The following is a 15,340-nucleotide window of genomic DNA, read 5'->3' as shown; positions in this document are numbered from 1 at the left end:
GTGATGCCGGGCGAGTCGACCGGCCGCGCCCTCGTAACAGTCGACGAGCACGGCGAGAACAGCATCGTCGTCTGCGCGGGGGCCAACGGGGCGATCACGCCCGCCGACATCGACAAAGGCGTCGTAGCGAGCGCCGACGTACTGCTTCTCCAGCTCGAGCTGCCAGGCGTTGTCGTCCGTCATGCCGCTGAGGCAGCACGGTCGGTGGGAACTCAGGTTGTGCTCAATGCATCGCCGTGGTCAGCGGCGGCGATCGACTTGGTCGAACTGGCCGATGTTGTCATCGTCAACGAGCACGAGGAAGTGGAACTCGGCAAGGTGCGAAGCTCGGTCTGCGTGACCCTGGGTTCACGCGGTGCTCGCTGGAACGGGATCGAAGTACCGGCACCCAAGGTCGAGGTGGTCGACACGACCGGGGCCGGCGATGCGTTCGCCGGAACGCTCGCGGCCCGGCTCGCGATGTCGGCGGGACCGGAGGAATCGCTGCGCGCCGCGATTGTGGCGGGTGCCGCTGCCTGCGAGCACCTCGGAGCCCAGGGCTGGGGGTCAGCTCGATGAGCCGCGCACGACCAGCTTGTGTGGAATCAGCGTCCGCGCCGGTACCTCGCCGCCGGCGATGGCCGTGACGAGCACGTCGACGAGTCGCCTGCCGTAGTCGTCCATATCGGTACGGATCGAACTCAGCGACGGTTGCATGTACTCACCGAGCGGAACGTCCTCACAGGACACGATGCCCACGTCAGAAGGAACGGCGAGTCCGTGGCTCGCCAGTGCGCGAGCCGCACCCAGAGCCATGGGTGTGTTGTCGGCGACAATACCCTGGGGCCGAACACCGGCGCGGAGCAGCTCAGCGATGCTCAGCTCGGCGGCTTCTGCCCGGTAATCGCCGTCGGCCACGAGCAGCTCAGCGGACTCGCGACCTGCGGCACGGCAGGCCTTCTCATAGCCCTTCCGTGCCTCACGCGTGAGCGCCGTACTCGGTCCACCGCCGAGGAAGACGATCGGCCAGCGGCGTTGCTCAAGCAGGTGCGCCGTTGCGTCGCGAGCAACAGCAACGCGATCCGTGAGCAGCGCAGGAACGTTCAGCGATCGGATGCTCTGCGACCCACAGATGGCGGCAACACCTTGAGTTAATAGTTCACCCAGTGCGGCCTGTACCGGCGGGACATTCATGTTGTCGGCCGTGGCGATGATGATGCCGTCGACGCCACGCTTGGGCAGCGAGTGCAGCAGAGCGACCAGCCGTTCGCGGCTGTGGTCGAGATCGCAAAGCAGCACGCTGTACCCCTGCTCGTCCGCGGCCCGCTGCACTGCCTTCGCCAACGCGCCGTGAAACGGCTGCGCGATATCGCCCACAAGCAAAGCCAATGTGTCGAACGACCCACGCCGAAGATTCCGCGCCGCCGAGCTCGGCCGGTAGTCGAGCTCGGCGATAGCCGTCAGGACCCGATCCCGCTTCGCCTCGATGACGGCCTCAGGCTGATTGAGCACGCGCGACACCGTACTCGGCGACACCCCAGCCAGCCGAGCCACATCACTGATGGTTGCCACACGTCCTCCGATTCCCGACCTGACCATCCTACGTCAGATTTGAAATCGATTTCAATCGTGGCATCCGCGCCGGCCCGGCGCTGACGATCATGGACCCAGTCGTCGTGCGGCCGTCGAAGCTGGTGTTCAACCTACGAAAGGTCGGCCTTGAGCGAGACCCCGATGCTCGTATCCTGGTCAGCCCCGCCGTACCGAGCGCACTGCCGGACACGACCATCCCCTGTCCCGAGGCCCAGTGTTCGGCGGGCATGTCGGCCAACCTGCTCCATGTCGAGCTGTCAGGCGCTGGTTCGTTCGACGCGGACCAGGAGGCAGGTCGGCTGCACCGTGAAGCGCAGTTCCGATGCCTCGGTCAGTACGTCGCCGTCGACCTCGCAAAGCTGTGGTGGGTCGACCCGGACTGTGAGTTCGCGACCTCGGTCGCGTTGGAGTGACGGTCCGTCGCCTCGATCCAGCAGGACCCGTGAGGCCACCCCGATCCAGTCGGTCAGGCTCTCGGCGCTGACCGTCGCCACGTCCAGCAGCGCGTCGTCGAGCTCGGCATCCGGCAAGAGCGCCATCCCGCCGGTGAGTTCGCCGCAGTTTCCGACCACGACGGTGCGGGCCGGGCCGCCGGGTGCGGCGCGCCCGTCCACGACGAGCTCGAGCGTGAACGGGTCGTCGGTCAGATGTTTCCCGCCGCTGGCGACGTACGCCGCCCAGCCGGCCTTGTCCTTGGCTCCGTCCGGCGCGTCGTTCATGATTTCGGCGTCGAAGCCAACTCCGGCCATCACGGCGAAGCAGTGGACGTTGTCAGCACCGGCCCGCACGTTCCCGGTGCGCTGTTCGCCGTCGGGATCGACGACCATCCAGCCGACGTCGATCTGGCGGTCTCGTCCGGTGAAGGCCGTGGCGGCCGCCGCGGTGAGGGAGTCGATCGGGAGTCCGAGATTGCGCGCCAGCAGATTCCCGGTGCCGCCTGGTAGCAGACCGAGTGCGACGCCGGTGCCGACGAGTTCCTGGGCCACCGCCCGGACGGTCCCGTCCCCGCCGAGCGCGCACACCAGCGTGGCGCCATTGCGAACAGCGTCACGCGCCTGACCGAACCCGGGATCGGCCTCAGTCGTCTCGACCAGCGCAGGCGCCTCGAGACGCACCGCAGCGGCTACTTCCTGAAGAACGTCGCGTACCTCGTCGAGGTCGACCTTCGTCGGATTCACGACGACGACGATCTCAGGAGCCTTGGCCTTCACCAGCGAACTGTCGCACAACACCTACGAGCCTTGCAGGGCAGTGTAGGAGTTCGCAGATCGCCACGGAGTCATCCTCCGGCACAGCGCAAGTGGCGATCTGCTTGGGTGACGACAGTTGGGTCACCGGGTTGGCTGTGCTGTTAGGCGCCGGGTTCAGTGAAGGCGGATGTGCCGGTGATTTCGCGGCCGATGATGAGGGGCTGGATGGTGTCGGTGCCTTCGTAGGTGTGGACGACTTCCATGTCCGCGTCTATTCCGGCACGGACGACGAGCTTGGCCACGCGAATCGCGAGCGGTTCCTTCGCGCGGATCAGTTCGCCAGAGTGCGGCGGACGTTCGAGCCGTCCTACCTGTCGCCGTACCAACGTGTGAATGTGTACAGCGGCGTCCGGGTACCGGGTGTGTGGGTGAAAGGAGCAACGACATGCCTGCAGGAGCCAGTCGGAAGCGCGAACGCCAGTACGAGCACATCAAGGCCGGCCTGAAGGACCGCGGCCGGAGCGAGGACGTCGCGGAGGAGATCGCGGCCCGCACCGTGAACAAGGAACGGGCCCGCTCCGGGGAGTCCAAGGAGAAGAGCCGTACGTCGACCCACGACATCTCGTCCAGCCGCCGCGGCGGACTCCGCTCGCACAGCGGGTCGCAGGGCCGGACCCGCGACCAGCTGTACAACGAGGCCAAGGAGAAGAACGTCAAGGGCCGGTCGAAGATGACGAAGACTCAGCTCGCTCGGGCCGTCGGGCGCTGACGTGCAGCGGGTCGACGGCCGGCCGTTGAGCGATCAGGAGTTGCGGGGGATCGACGCGTACTGGCGGGCGGCGAACTACCTGTCCGTAGGGCAGATCTACCTGCTCGCGAATCCGCTGCTCCGAGAGCCGCTGCGCGCCGAGCACATCAAGCCGCGGCTGCTCGGGCACTGGGGTACGACACCCGGCCTCAACCTGCTGTACGCGCACCTGAACCGGGTGATCCGGCGGCGCGACCGCGACGTACTGTTCGTGACCGGCCCCGGGCACGGCGGTCCCGCGCTGGTGGCGAACACCTGGCTCGAGGGCAGCTGGACGGCGGCGTACCCGAACACCACCCGCGACGAGGTGGGGATGGCGCGGCTGTTCAAGCAGTTCTCGTTCCCGGGCGGCGTACCGAGTCATGTCGCGGCCGACGTACCTGGGTCGATCAACGAGGGTGGCGAGCTGGGGTACTCGCTGAGTCACGCGTACGGCGCGGCCGCGGACAACCCGGACCTGCTCGTGGCGTGCGTGGTGGGGGACGGGGAGGCCGAGACCGGGCCGCTGGCCGCGTCCTGGCACTCGAACAAGTTCCTGAACCCGGTGCGCGACGGCGCCGTACTGCCGATCCTGCACATGAACGGGTACAAGATCGCGAACCCGGCGGTGCTCGCGCGGATCGGTGACGACGAGCTGACGGCGCTGATGCGCGGGTACGGGTACGAGCCGTACCTGGTCGAGGGGTCCGACCCGGCCGAGGTGCACCAGGCGCTGGCGGCGACGCTTGACGTGTGCCTGGACCGGATCGACGAGATCAAGCAGGAGGCGGTACGGCCGGCGTGGCCGATGATCGTGTTCCGTACGCCGAAGGGCTGGACCGGCCCGCACACCGTCGACGGCGAGCAGGTCGAGGGCACCTGGCGGGCCCACCAGGTCCCGCTGTCCGGGGTCCGCACGAACGAGGACCACCTCCGGCAACTGGAGTCCTGGCTCCGCAGCTACCGCCCGGAGGAACTGTTCGACGACCGCGGTCGCCCCGTACCGGACCTGCTGGAGTTCGTCCCGGAACGGCGGATGGGGTCGAACCCGCACGCGAACGGCGGCGAACTGAGCCGGGACCTGGAGTTGCCGGCCGTCGAGGAGTACGCCGTACCGGTCAAGGTGCCGGGCGCCGAGGACGGGGAGCCGACCAGGGTGTTCGGTGCGTTCCTGCGCGACGTGTTCCGGCTGAACCCGGACAACCTGCGGCTGTTCGGCCCGGACGAGACCGAGTCGAACCGGCTGACGGCGGTGTACGAGGAGACCGGCAAGCGCTGGCTCGCGGAGCGCCTCGACACCGACAACCACCTCGCCGCCGACGGGCGGGTGCTGGAGATCCTCAGCGAGCACACCTGCCAGGGCTGGCTCGAGGGGTACCTGCTGACCGGCCGGCACGGGGTGTTCTCGTCGTACGAGGCGTTCGTGCACATCGTCGACTCGATGGTGAACCAGCACGCGAAGTGGCTGAAGACGATCAACCGGCTGGACTGGCGGCGCCGGATCCCGTCGCTGAACTACCTGCTCACCTCGCACGTGTGGCGGCAGGACCACAACGGTTTCTCGCACCAGGACCCGGGATTCATCGACCACGTGGTGAACAAGAAGGCCGAGGTCGTCCGGGTGTACCTGCCGCCGGACACGAACACGCTGCTGTCCACGATGGACCACTGCCTGCGGACCCGGAACTACATAAACGTCGTTGTCGCGGGCAAGCAGCCACAGCCGAACTGGCTGGATTGGGACGCGGCCGCGCTGCACTGCGCGCGCGGCGCCGGGATCTGGGACTTCGCCAGCAACGACGCCGGCGACCCGGACGTGGTCATGGCGTGCGCGGGCGACGTACCGACGATGGAGACACTGGCCGCCGTCTCACTGCTCCGCGAACATCTCCCGGAGCTGCGGATCCGGGTCGTGAACGTCGTGGACCTGATGCGGTTGCAGGACGCGACCGAACATCCGCACGGGCTGCCGGACGCGGAGTACGACGCGCTGTTCACCACCGACAAGCCGGTGATCTTCGCCTACCACGGCTACCCGTGGCTGATCCACCGCCTGACCTACCGCCGCCGCGGCCACGCGAACCTGCATGTCCGCGGGTACATCGAGGAAGGTACGACGACCACGCCGTTCGACATGGTCGTCCGCAACAACCTCGACCGCTACCACCTGGCGATGGACGTGATCGACCGCGTCCCGTCCCTCGGCACCCGCGCCGCCACCACCCGCCAGTACCTCGCCGACCAACGCACCCGGCACCACGCCTACGTCACGCGGTACGGCGAGGATCTCCCAGAGGTCCGCGACTGGCGGTTCCCGATCGACGCGAGATGAAGGATGGGAAGTAGCGTGAGACTCATCAGGTGAACGTCTGACGAAGCCTCTAGACCGGTCGGATTCGCGACGCTGACGATCGCGGCGTATCGATCCCGTGCGCTGCGGTAGTCGGGTGCGGGGCGTACGGCGCCGCCAAGATGGCTCGGCTGAACCTGCTGGAACACTGAGGACGCGGCTCCGTCCCGATGGAATCGACGTGCTGACCGTCTGTCCGGCTTCGTCGAGACCGAGATGACCGAGTCGAACACATTCCCGATGCCATTCATCTCCGCCGAGAGTGCGGCGCGTTCGATTGCCGATGGCATCGAACATCGTAACGCCCGGATCGTGTTCCCGTGGCAGATGGCCTGGTTGATGCGGTTCGCCAAGCTCGTTCCCGATCGTCTCTGGGCCGCGGTAGGCCGCCCTCCAGATACCGACCGCCGGAAGCCCGGGACACTTCCGGCGGTCTCTACACGGACGTCCATCCGCGTCCATGCCGGCCGGGTATGCCCCAACGCGCCGAACGGCTCATCAACGTCGCGATCGTCGTACTCCTGTTCGGCTCGGCGAGCTGCTGGCCCTGGCCAACAAGCTCGGCAAGCCCACGGGCCTACGCCGACGCCTCAGGACCTGGGCCGATTGGCAGGACCTTTCGCTCGACGCTCATGGCAGCCTCGCTCAGGAAGATCGGTGACCGTATCGGGGAAGCCTGTGGCAGGTGGATCCCAGAGGTGCGTGGTCTTTCTCGCCTTGCAGCGGTTCTGGCGGTGGAGGCTCCTCGCGGGCAGCGTCAGGGCATGACAACCGGAGGTTCGTCGGCAATTGATAGATTGCGCTACTACGAGTTACGACGAAAGTTTGTCAAGGTGAGGGTCGGATCGATGGCTCCAGCTGTTATGTGGTTTCGCCGGGATCTCAGACTGGCCGACAATCCGGCGTTGCTTGAGGCTGTCGAGGCTGGCGGCGGGCACGTGGCGGGGTTGTTCGTCCTGGACTCCGGACTGTGGGATCCAGCTGGTTCGCCGCGGCGCAATCGCTTGCTCTCATCGGTGCAGAGCCTGTCCGAGGCCATGGGCGGCAGTCTCGTTGTGCGACGAGGCGATCCCGCTGAAATGGTTCCGCGGTTCGCAGCCGAGATCGGTGCCGGCAGCGTGCATATCGCAACCGACTACCGTCCGTACGGGCGACGGCGCGACGCGGCCGTCGAGCGCCGGCTCGGTTGTCCACTGGTTCGCACCGGTTCGCCGTACGCGGTTTCCACCGGTCGAATCGTGACGAATGCCGGCGCGCCGTACCAGGTCTTCACGCCGTACTTCCGGGCTTGACTGGATCGTGGATGGCGGCAACCTGTGGAGGCACCGGCCGAGGTGAAGTGGATCGACGGCGACAGCGAGGCATTGCCGGAGTTCACCGCTGTCGACGGAGCCGGCGAGGCGCCCGCACTCAGCCGCTGGGGCAACTATCTGGAGACGGTCTCGGCTTATGGCGACGAGAGGGACCGTCCGGATCTGGACACCACGTCGAGGATGTCGATTCCCCTTAAGTACGGCGAGATCCATCCTCGAACGATGCTGGCCGATCTCGCTCAGGAGCGCTGTGCCGGCGCTGAGGCGTACCGGCGGGAGCTGGCCTGGCGCGAGTTCTGTGCGGAACTCTTGGCCCGGTACCCGCACGCCGCGTGGAAGCCGGTGCGTTCCCAGTTCGAGCGGATGGAGTACGGCGTACCCGGTGAGGCTTTCGAAGCGTGGCGTCGCGGCTTGACCGGTTTCCCTTTCGTGGACGCGGGCATGCGAGAGTTGGCGCAGACCGGCTTCATGCACAATCGAGTGCGCATGGTGGTGGCCTCCTTTCTGGTCAAAGACATGTTCGTGCACTGGAAACACGGTGCCCGGTGGTTCATGCGGAACCTCGTTGACGGCGACCTGGCCTCGAACTCCTTGAACTGGCAGTGGGTCGCTGGCTGTGGGGCCGATGCGGCACCGTACTTCCGGATCTTCAATCCGATCTCCCAGGGCTTGAAGTTCGACCCGCAGGGAGACTACGTACGGCGGTGGGTGCCCGAGCTTGCGCACCTTCCCGGTTCGTCCGTCCACGAGTCGTGGAACGCGAAAGCATCTGGTTATCCGGAGCCCGTCGTCGACCACTCCGAGGCACGTCGCGAGGCGCTCCGCCGGTACGCGGCAATCCGATGAGCTGCGCGTCTCAACCGTAGCCACTCCGGCGGATTCTGAAGAGGTGACCCATCCGTGGCCTTCAGAGCTCCGAAGCCTTCTTGTCACCCTCCCTGAGGAGATGGTCATGTGAAGGCCTGGAAACCGGTATGGCGATGGCTCACCGCGAGCGTGGCGTTCGCGGGGCTGATCGCTGTCGCCATCGTCGTACTCGGCCGTAAGAGTGATCAGAAACCGCCCGGGGGCGCCTCGGCGGCCGGGCAGCCCGCTACCAAAGCACCGAAGGCCGCGCCCAGCTCAGCCGGCGACGAGGCGCTGGTGAACCGGATGCTCGACCAGATTCGTGCGGATAAGCCGGTGGAACCGCAGTTTCCCGCGGGCGACAACCCGGCATCGGGCGTCCCGATCGCGGCGATCAAGGCGAAGCCCGGGGAGCAACTAGGCCTCGGTCGGCTCGTGATCCCGCGGCTCGCGCTGAACGACGAACTCAACAACGGTGTCGACGATGCCGCGCTGGAGCACGGTGTCGGGCACTGGCCGGGTACGCCGTTGCCGGGCAGCCCTGGGAACAGCGTGATCAGCGGCCACCGCAGTACGCACGATAAGCCCTTCCTGTACTTGGAGAAGCTTCGGCCCGGTGACCCGATCAAGGTCACGGTCGGCGCACGAACCACGACGTACAAGGTCTTCAAGACCACGATCGTCCCGCAAGCGCAGTACGTGAAGTTCGTCTTGCGCCAGCCCACTGATCCAGGCGTCAAGGAGATCACTCTCTTCGCCTGCAACCCCATCACAGCCCATATCCAGCGCATCGTCGTGCAGGCGCGCGCCGCCTGAGGAGGTCGATAACCCCTGCACCCACCGAACCCAAGCAGTGAGCCGGGCACATCACTGTCCGGTGTGACACACGCGAAGGGGAATCATGGGTATCAAAGAGATTTTCGGGGGCAAGCCGGTCCTCGAGTTCGCCGACGAACACAGCCGGCGCAGCTTCCTGCGCAACGCCGCTCTGGTCGGCGTTGGCCTCACGTACGTCGCCACGCGCCCGGGTGACTCGGTCGCGCTGGGCAGCGTCGACCGAGGACGCACCAAGGACGCCGCGAAGAGTGATCTGGACATCCTCAACTACGCGCTGACCTTGGAGTACCTGGAGTCGGCGTTCTACACCATGGGGCTGAAGGCGAAGGTGCTGAAGGGACGCGAGCTGGAGTTGGTCGACCCGATCCAGCAGCACGAGGCCGATCACGTCAAGGCCGTCCGGACCACGATCATCGATCTGGGCGGGAAGCCGGTCGCGCAACCGAAGGTGAAGTTCCCCGCCGGGACATTCACCAGCCGCGCGGCGTTCCTGAAGACGGCCGGCACCTTCGAGGAGCTCGGCGTCAAGGCCTACCACGGGCAGGTACCGCTGGTGAAGAACGGCGCCATCCTCGCCGCGGCCGCGTCGATTGCCGGTGTCGAGTCACGGCATGCGGCCATCATCGCCCAGATCACCGGCGGGAACCCGTTCCCGGCGCCGATCGAGGCCCATCTCAGGATGGCGCAGGTTCTCAAGGCCGCCATGCCGTTCATCGCGAAGTAGGAGGAGACCCTGATGGCAGACACAACAGCTGACCTGGTCCATGGCAACGCCTCCGACGTTTCCGCCGGCGTGGCCCTGGGCGCGCTGAACCACGGGTTCCTGCTGGCGAGCGCGAAGGACTTCAACAGCGACATCGACGTCCTCAACTACGCGCTGACCCTGGAGTACCTCGAGGCAGAGTTCTACCGGCAGGGCAACAAGGCCGGACTGCTGAAGGGCACCGAGAAGCAGTACCTGATGCAGATCGGCGCCGACGAGGCGTCGCACGTGGCGACCGTGACGGCGACGATCCAGAAGCTCGGCGGTACGCCGGTCGGCGCGCCGGCGGTCGACTTCGGCGGCGCGTTCGACAGCCGCAAGAGCTATCTGACGACATCGCACATCTTCGAAAACAAGGGCGTCGGCGCCTACCTCGGTGCCGCGGGGTTCATCAAGAACAAGATGATCCTGCAGGCCGCGGCCGGCATCTTCGGTGTCGAGGCCCGGCACGCCGCCGTCGTCGGCAACCTCCTCGGCCTGAAGGCGGAGGGCGGTGTCTACATGGGCGCGTTCGAGACGCCGATCGCCAAGAACGACGTACTCAAGGCGGTCGCCCCGTTCCTGGTCGACCCGGCCAAGGTGGTCGCGGCGATCACGCTCTGACCGGAACCATTACGGCCGGTGGCCGGCCACTCCAAGGGGGACTGGCCGGCCGCTGGCCATTCCGAAGGAAGGCATCGTCATGATCACGCTGCTGGGTATGCCCCAAGGCGCCGAATGGCTCATCATCCTCGCGATCGTCGTATTCCTGTTCGGGTCGGCGAAACTACCGGGCCTGGTCAAGCAACTCGGCAAGTCGAAGAAGATCTGGGAGGACGAGGTCGCCACGCACGTTAAGAGGCCCGATGCGGAGCTTGACGACGACGCACCGTCGAGCGACGGTCGGCGAGTCTGACCCGCACTCATCGACGGAGGTCAGACGATGTTCGACATCGGATTCCCCGAGTTGCTGGTGATCGGCTTGGTCGCGCTCCTGGTCTTCGGCCCCGATCGCCTTCCGGAGTTCATTCGTACTGCGGCACGGTTGCTGAACCAGGTCCGCGGCCTGGCCGCCAAGGCACAACAGGATGTCCGGGCGGAACTCGGACCTGAACTCGACCAACTGAGCGAACTCGACCCGAGGGCCTTCGTCCGGCAACTCCTCGACGGCACGGACGACGAAGCTCGTCCTGTCGCCGCAGCGACGAAGCCCTCCGGCAAGCCGACGCCGTACGACGACGAGGCGACGTGAGTCCTTGTGCCAGGGTTGCCCCATGGTCGATGAAACGACGAAGCAGGCCCACCCGGGCGAGCCGCGGTTGCCGGCTGCCGTCGGAGTGATGGTGGCGATCGGGCTGTACGCCATCCTGCCCGGCGCTCTGCAGATCGGTCCGCGGTACGTGATCCCAGGGCTGGAACTGCTGCTGTTCGTCCCGTTGGTCCTGGCCAACCCGCGCCGGATGAGCAGGCAGAACCGGCTGCTGAGACGTCTCTCGATTGGCCTTGTACTGCTGATCGCCTTGTCCAACACAACCGCCCTGGTCCTGCTGATCCGCTCGCTGGTGATGGGTCAGGCGACCGCGGGTGGGCAGCTGCTGGCGGCCGCCGGGCAGGTGTGGCTGACGAATGTTCTGGTGTTCGCGCTCGCCTTCTGGGAGCTCGACCGAGGTGGGCCGGTCACCCGCTTTCGGGTCGACCGACCGGGATTGCCGACGGCCGACTTCCGGTTCCCGCAGGACGAGGACCACGACGCAATCAGCGAAGTGGCACAGCGGTCCTCGGCCAAGTCCGGCTGGGCGCCGGGGTTCATCGACTACCTGTACGTCTCGGTCACCAACTCTTCTGCTTTCAGCCCGACCGACACCATGCCGCTGTCTGTCCGCGCCAAGCTCCTGATGGCCGTCGAATCAGTCTCAGCGCTGATGCTCTCGGTCCTGGTCGTCGCCTTCGCCGTCGGACTCCTCGGCCACTGAGCCACTTGATCGTTCAAAGGCGGCGATACGAGTAACTCCTCCTGGGGCGGGGAAGCTGGTGAGTGCGAGGCGACGAACTACGGGGACCAGGAGATCGTGACTTCAGTTGCAGGCTCCGAATCTGGAACTCTAGGCGAGGCTTCACGCACGGCGCCTTCAAGTGCAAGCGTGGACTCAAGATCGGCCTTGCGATCGCCGGCAGCATGGCGCTCGAAGGGCCGGTGATCCGCTGGGTGGCCGACCACCGGAAACACCACAAGTTCGCCGACCGAGACGGCGATCCGCATTCGCCGTGGCGTTACGGCACTACGGCGTGGGCGGTGACCAAGGGGTTCGTCTTCGCCCATGTCGGGTGGGTGCTGTGGGGCCAGGATCGTGCCGACCCGGCGCATTACGCGCCAGACCTCGTCAACGACCGAGACATGGCGGCGATTTCGAAGTGCTTCCGCCAGCTCGCCGCGATCTCGCTGCTGGCACCTGCACTGATCGGTGCACTGTGGGACAGGTCGTGGCACGGCGCCGCTACCGGATTCTTCTGGGGCACCCTGGTCCGCGTCGCGCTGATGCACCATGTCACGTTCTCGATCAACTCCATCTGCCATGTGACCGGACGGAGACCGTTCGAGGCCCGTGACAGGTCCGGCATCGTCTGGTGGCTGGCAATCCTGAGCCAGGGCGAGTCCTGGCACAACCTTCACCACGCCGATCCGACCTGCGCACGGCACGGTGTCCTCCGGGGACAGATCGACATCAACGCCTGGCTGATCAAGCGATTCGAGCGCCTCGGCTGGGCGTACGACGTCAGATGGCCGGACCGGCAGCGCCTCGAGCGGAAGCGCGTCACGGTCGTGTGACTGATGACCAAGGTATTCGATCGAGCCGGCTTCGCGTGGTCAGGCGATGCTGTACTTGATCAGCTGACGCTCGACCAGATGCAGGCCGTCCTGCCCCGGGAGGGTGTCGATCTTGGCGTCGATCCTGCGTGCCTGGGCGAGACCGTCGGAGCCTCCGAACAGGTACGTCAGCAGGTGGCGTACGTCGTCCTCTGGCATGACTCCGGAGCCGACGATTCCCCAGCCGTTCCGGAGGGCGAACCGGGTGATGCGCTGGGCCCGCGGGTTGCCCTGCAGCCGGCGGCGCGCCTGACTGTTGTAGAACGCGATATGACGGGTCTCCTGCTTGGCGATGCGGCGCAGGATCTCGGTCAGCAGCGGGTTGTCCTCGACGGCGATGAACCGCGAGTACCCGGCGTGGGTGCACCACTCGTTGATCGCGCCCCACGTCATATGGGTGGCGATGAAGTCCGGTCCGAGAATGTTCGCGAGGAGCGATTGCACGATCGGTGACACCCGGTCCCGCCACCCGAGGCGCTTGCGGAGCGCGCGCGTGTGCTCAGGCCCGGTCGGTACGTCGTGCACGTCGAGGACCGCGTCCAGTGCCTCGCCGTGCCAGTACTCCTCGTAGTTCCACATCGTGAGGAACGTGGTCACGTCGGGATCTGCGTGCGACGGGGTGACCAGAAGGTCTCGCAGGTAACAGACGGTGTGCGTCTCGACATCGCTCATGTACCGCAGGCACCGCAGCGCCCCGGAGGACAGCCGCTGGGTGCGGAACTTGCCGAGGTCGAGGTCATCCCACCGCAGTCGTCGTGCTGTGGTTGCGTACGTTGCGACATCGAAGCTCATACAGGGTGTTCGGCGCCACCTCCCAGGTGGATGGGAGCTGACCGATCAGTTGCTGCGGGCCGGCTGAGGCTGCGCAGGCCGGCGGACAGGGTTTCGGCGACCCGCTGCGGTTCGGTGCCGCGATGACGCGCGATCTCGTAATAGGTGAGACCGCCGAAGTACGCCTGAGCCAGGTCATGACGTTGTTCGTCCGACAGTCGCTCCGATCGCAGGAGGTCGCTGGTGCGGTGCTCGTCGCCCGCCAGGACCGCAAACCTGTGCGCCAACTGAGTGGCCCACTGGACGAGGGATTCGCGCTTGGGGTCGTACTCGCTGTGGTTGCGGCACAGGTAGCTGAAGACTTGGAGACAGATGGTTTGGGCCTTCTCGGGACAAGCGCTCATACCGAGAGCCACTCCGTACAGGGGACCGCTCAGCGCGTCGTAGAGGGCGGCGACTGCCGCGCGGCGGTCGGGAGAATCCAGTTGGTCGAGAGACGCGACGATTGCTGCGTCGGCTACGGGCACCTCAGGCATGTAGCTCACTTCTCTGCGCCCTGGGGGCGTGATCGTGGGACTGGCCGGCGCTGTTGGACCGACACCAGTCTTACACCATCGGCCTCCATATCAAGCCTCAGGGTGATGTCGGTGCACGGAGATCACGTCACGACGCCCCGGATCGGTCAGGCCATCGGGACGAGCGCGGCGGCGGGCAGCGTGGGCTTCGCGGAGCCGCCGGCGGGCTCGACCGTGAGACCGAATGCGACCTTTCCCTTGACGTCGCCGCTGATGAGACGGGTCAGGTCGCCACTTGCCAGGCCGACAGAATGCGCGACCTGTGATTGATCGATGAGCCAAAGCTGCCAGGTCTGGTCCTTCGGCAGTTGCCGTAGGCCACGAAGGACCACGACCGCCGCGTCCGCGCGGTTGGACGTGACCACCGTGGCCTGGCCACCGCCGTTGACGTCCTTGTGGACAGCCTGGGCGTCAGGCTCGGCCAGCACGGCGGTAAGCCGATCGTTGGCCTGGGCGACGACCGACTTCTCGTGGTACTGGTCGATCGCGATGCCGCCGCTGGCGGCCACCGCCACGGCCGCGGCGGCCAGTGCGAGCATCGTCCGCCTGCGCACGCGCCGTGTCCGGCTCTCGGTGATGTCGTTGCCCGAGGCACCAGGAACCAGGGGTGGCAGTTGGCGGACTTCCTCGATCGCGGCCATCACCTTGGCCTTCAGGGCTGCCGGCGGACGCGTGGAGACATCGGCGGCGAGCCGTACGGCGGCCTCCCGGAGCTCGTCGACTTCGGTCGCGCAGGACGAGCAGCTCGCGAGGTGCTGCTCGAAGGTGGCTCGTTCGGTGTCCGGCAGTGCGTCAAGCGCATAGGGGCCGGCCAGGGTGTGGACGTCGGGTTCGGTCATGGCGTTTGCCCCCCAGCGGTTCCGAGGCAGTCGCGGAGCCGGATCAGGCCATCGCGCATTCTCGCTTTGATCGTCGGTAGCTTGGCGCCGAGCTGCTCGGCGACCTCGGGATAGGTGTAGCCGTTGTAGTAGGCCAGAGTGACCGACTCGCGCTGCAGGTCGGTGAGGGTGCCGAGACACCGACGGACCTGTTCGACCTCGAGCCGGTTGGTCACCGTGTCGGACACCTCATCGAACGCCGGATCGACGGATCGGGCCGCCACCCGCGTCTCGCGGTCGACGGCGGACTGTTCGGAGCGCACCCGGTCGACGGCCCGACGGTGGGCGATCGTCAGGATCCAGGAGTGGACCGACCCGCGGGCCGGGTCGTAGCGGCTCGCCGTACGCCACACGTCGATCATCACCTCCTGGACAACTTCCTCGGACTGCGCCGGGTTGCGCACGACCCGGCGGACGAGACCGAACACGCGCGGCATGGTCAGGTCGTACAGCGAACTGAAAGCCGCTGCGTCTCCACCGGCAACCCGAGTCATGAGTTCGTGCAGCTCGGCGCCCGGTCGTGGTCCGTTGGAGCCTGGCCAAGGAAGCGCCACCTGATCGGTCACGGTTCGTCCTCTGCTGGATGAGTCAATCCTAGAATGTGCCGTGACGG

19 protein-coding genes are annotated in these 15,340 nt (G+C 66.5%); 12 read left to right on the top strand and 7 right to left on the bottom strand.

The window, feature by feature from the left end; translation table 11 throughout:
• Positions 1 to 3: 3 nt before the first annotated feature.
• Entirely contained in the window at positions 4 to 558 is a 555-nt protein-coding gene (locus tag ACFV9C_RS38640) for a PfkB family carbohydrate kinase (RefSeq protein ID WP_380201843.1), read from the top strand.
• On the opposite strand, the gene ACFV9C_RS38635 is transcribed toward ACFV9C_RS38640, so the two are convergent.
• The 3 genes from ACFV9C_RS38635 to ACFV9C_RS38625 all read right to left on the bottom strand — a co-directional run bounded on the left by ACFV9C_RS38635 (position 547) and on the right by ACFV9C_RS38625 (position 3,148).
• Positions 547 to 1,551: a LacI family DNA-binding transcriptional regulator gene (locus ACFV9C_RS38635; RefSeq protein ID WP_380201841.1), complete on the bottom strand. Its 1,005-nt coding sequence runs from the start codon at positions 1,549 to 1,551 to the stop codon at positions 547 to 549. The genes ACFV9C_RS38640 and ACFV9C_RS38635 overlap by 12 nt on opposite strands.
• Before the next feature lie 278 nt (positions 1,552 to 1,829).
• Positions 1,830 to 2,783, bottom strand: coding sequence for a diacylglycerol/lipid kinase family protein (locus tag ACFV9C_RS38630; RefSeq protein WP_380201839.1), 954 nt, complete (start codon positions 2,781 to 2,783; stop codon positions 1,830 to 1,832).
• A gap of 140 nt (positions 2,784 to 2,923) precedes the next feature.
• Entirely contained in the window at positions 2,924 to 3,148 is a 225-nt protein-coding gene (locus ACFV9C_RS38625; protein WP_380201837.1) for a hypothetical protein, read from the bottom strand.
• Between the two features lie 59 nt (positions 3,149 to 3,207).
• Here ACFV9C_RS38625 and ACFV9C_RS38620 point away from each other — a divergent pair, with 59 nt between their 5' ends.
• From ACFV9C_RS38620 to ACFV9C_RS38570, 11 genes are all read left to right on the top strand, one after another.
• Complete coding sequence (locus ACFV9C_RS38620; RefSeq protein WP_380201835.1) at positions 3,208 to 3,531, top strand: plasmid stabilization protein; 324 nt, start codon at positions 3,208 to 3,210, stop codon at positions 3,529 to 3,531.
• A 1-nt stretch (position 3,532) separates the two neighbouring features.
• Positions 3,533 to 5,881, top strand: coding sequence for a phosphoketolase (locus ACFV9C_RS38615; RefSeq protein ID WP_380201833.1), 2,349 nt, complete (start codon positions 3,533 to 3,535; stop codon positions 5,879 to 5,881).
• A 782-nt stretch (positions 5,882 to 6,663) separates the two neighbouring features.
• Positions 6,664 to 7,191 carry a deoxyribodipyrimidine photo-lyase gene (locus tag ACFV9C_RS38610; protein ID WP_380201831.1) on the top strand — a complete coding sequence of 176 codons (528 nt, stop codon included), beginning with the start codon at positions 6,664 to 6,666 and terminating at the stop codon, positions 7,189 to 7,191.
• Positions 7,192 to 7,233: 42 nt separating this feature from the next.
• Positions 7,234 to 8,058: a cryptochrome/photolyase family protein gene (locus ACFV9C_RS38605; RefSeq protein WP_380201829.1), complete on the top strand. Its 825-nt coding sequence runs from the start codon at positions 7,234 to 7,236 to the stop codon at positions 8,056 to 8,058.
• A 108-nt stretch (positions 8,059 to 8,166) separates the two neighbouring features.
• Positions 8,167 to 8,874 (top strand): class E sortase, encoded by a 708-nt coding sequence (locus ACFV9C_RS38600; protein ID WP_380201827.1) that lies wholly within the window; start codon positions 8,167 to 8,169, stop codon positions 8,872 to 8,874.
• A gap of 85 nt (positions 8,875 to 8,959) precedes the next feature.
• A complete protein-coding gene (locus ACFV9C_RS38595; RefSeq protein WP_380201825.1) occupies positions 8,960 to 9,619 on the top strand; it encodes a ferritin-like domain-containing protein in 660 nt (219 codons plus the stop codon).
• 12 nt (positions 9,620 to 9,631) lie between these two features.
• Entirely contained in the window at positions 9,632 to 10,261 is a 630-nt protein-coding gene (locus ACFV9C_RS38590; RefSeq protein ID WP_380201823.1) for a ferritin-like domain-containing protein, read from the top strand.
• Between the two features lie 79 nt (positions 10,262 to 10,340).
• On the top strand, positions 10,341 to 10,553 hold the full coding sequence (locus tag ACFV9C_RS38585; protein WP_380201822.1) for a twin-arginine translocase TatA/TatE family subunit: 213 nt from the start codon (positions 10,341 to 10,343) through the stop codon (positions 10,551 to 10,553).
• 27 nt (positions 10,554 to 10,580) lie between these two features.
• Positions 10,581 to 10,889 (top strand): sec-independent translocase, encoded by a 309-nt coding sequence (locus tag ACFV9C_RS38580; RefSeq protein WP_380201820.1) that lies wholly within the window; start codon positions 10,581 to 10,583, stop codon positions 10,887 to 10,889.
• A 22-nt stretch (positions 10,890 to 10,911) separates the two neighbouring features.
• Positions 10,912 to 11,610 (top strand): hypothetical protein, encoded by a 699-nt coding sequence (locus ACFV9C_RS38575; RefSeq protein WP_380201818.1) that lies wholly within the window; start codon positions 10,912 to 10,914, stop codon positions 11,608 to 11,610.
• A gap of 62 nt (positions 11,611 to 11,672) precedes the next feature.
• Positions 11,673 to 12,464 (top strand): acyl-CoA desaturase, encoded by a 792-nt coding sequence (locus tag ACFV9C_RS38570; protein WP_380201816.1) that lies wholly within the window; start codon positions 11,673 to 11,675, stop codon positions 12,462 to 12,464.
• A 39-nt stretch (positions 12,465 to 12,503) separates the two neighbouring features.
• Here ACFV9C_RS38570 and ACFV9C_RS38565 read toward each other — a convergent pair whose 3' ends face one another.
• The 4 genes from ACFV9C_RS38565 to ACFV9C_RS38550 form a co-directional block, all read right to left on the bottom strand.
• Positions 12,504 to 13,295, bottom strand: coding sequence for a ferritin-like domain-containing protein (locus ACFV9C_RS38565; protein ID WP_380201814.1), 792 nt, complete (start codon positions 13,293 to 13,295; stop codon positions 12,504 to 12,506).
• Positions 13,292 to 13,810 carry a hypothetical protein gene (locus tag ACFV9C_RS38560; RefSeq protein WP_380201812.1) on the bottom strand — a complete coding sequence of 173 codons (519 nt, stop codon included), beginning with the start codon at positions 13,808 to 13,810 and terminating at the stop codon, positions 13,292 to 13,294. Before ACFV9C_RS38560 ends, ACFV9C_RS38565 begins: the two co-directional genes overlap by 4 nt.
• Positions 13,811 to 13,956: 146 nt before the next feature.
• A complete protein-coding gene (locus tag ACFV9C_RS38555) occupies positions 13,957 to 14,688 on the bottom strand; it encodes an anti-sigma factor domain-containing protein (RefSeq protein ID WP_380201810.1) in 732 nt (243 codons plus the stop codon).
• Entirely contained in the window at positions 14,685 to 15,293 is a 609-nt protein-coding gene (locus ACFV9C_RS38550; protein WP_380201808.1) for a sigma-70 family RNA polymerase sigma factor, read from the bottom strand. The genes ACFV9C_RS38555 and ACFV9C_RS38550 overlap by 4 nt, the downstream gene beginning before the upstream one ends.
• Positions 15,294 to 15,340 lie beyond the last annotated feature (47 nt).

This window comes from Kribbella sp. NPDC059898 (genome assembly GCF_042730855.1).
In the GTDB taxonomy this organism is placed as follows: Bacteria; Actinomycetota; Actinomycetes; order Propionibacteriales; family Kribbellaceae; genus Kribbella.
Note: the sequence above shows the minus strand (reverse complement) of the source record. Positions and strands in the feature narration are given on the sequence as shown.

Bases quoted from the DNA above. Each gene is read 5' to 3' on its own strand.
- ACFV9C_RS38640 (WP_380201843.1), top strand. From the start codon at position 4: ATGCCGGGCGAGTCGACCGGCCGCGCCCTCGTAACAGTCGACGAGCAC.
- ACFV9C_RS38620 (WP_380201835.1), top strand. From the start codon at position 3,208: ATGCCTGCAGGAGCCAGTCGGAAGCGCGAACGCCAGTACGAGCACATC.
- ACFV9C_RS38610 (WP_380201831.1), top strand. From the start codon at position 6,664: ATGACAACCGGAGGTTCGTCGGCAATTGATAGATTGCGCTACTACGAG.
- ACFV9C_RS38595 (WP_380201825.1), top strand. From the start codon at position 8,960: ATGGGTATCAAAGAGATTTTCGGGGGCAAGCCGGTCCTCGAGTTCGCC.
- ACFV9C_RS38590 (WP_380201823.1), top strand. From the start codon at position 9,632: ATGGCAGACACAACAGCTGACCTGGTCCATGGCAACGCCTCCGACGTT.
- ACFV9C_RS38585 (WP_380201822.1), top strand. From the start codon at position 10,341: ATGATCACGCTGCTGGGTATGCCCCAAGGCGCCGAATGGCTCATCATC.
- ACFV9C_RS38580 (WP_380201820.1), top strand. From the start codon at position 10,581: ATGTTCGACATCGGATTCCCCGAGTTGCTGGTGATCGGCTTGGTCGCG.
- ACFV9C_RS38575 (WP_380201818.1), top strand. From the start codon at position 10,912: ATGGTCGATGAAACGACGAAGCAGGCCCACCCGGGCGAGCCGCGGTTG.
- ACFV9C_RS38565 (WP_380201814.1), bottom strand. From the start codon at position 13,295: ATGAGCTTCGATGTCGCAACGTACGCAACCACAGCACGACGACTGCGG.
- ACFV9C_RS38560 (WP_380201812.1), bottom strand. From the start codon at position 13,810: ATGCCTGAGGTGCCCGTAGCCGACGCAGCAATCGTCGCGTCTCTCGAC.
- ACFV9C_RS38555 (WP_380201810.1), bottom strand. From the start codon at position 14,688: ATGACCGAACCCGACGTCCACACCCTGGCCGGCCCCTATGCGCTTGAC.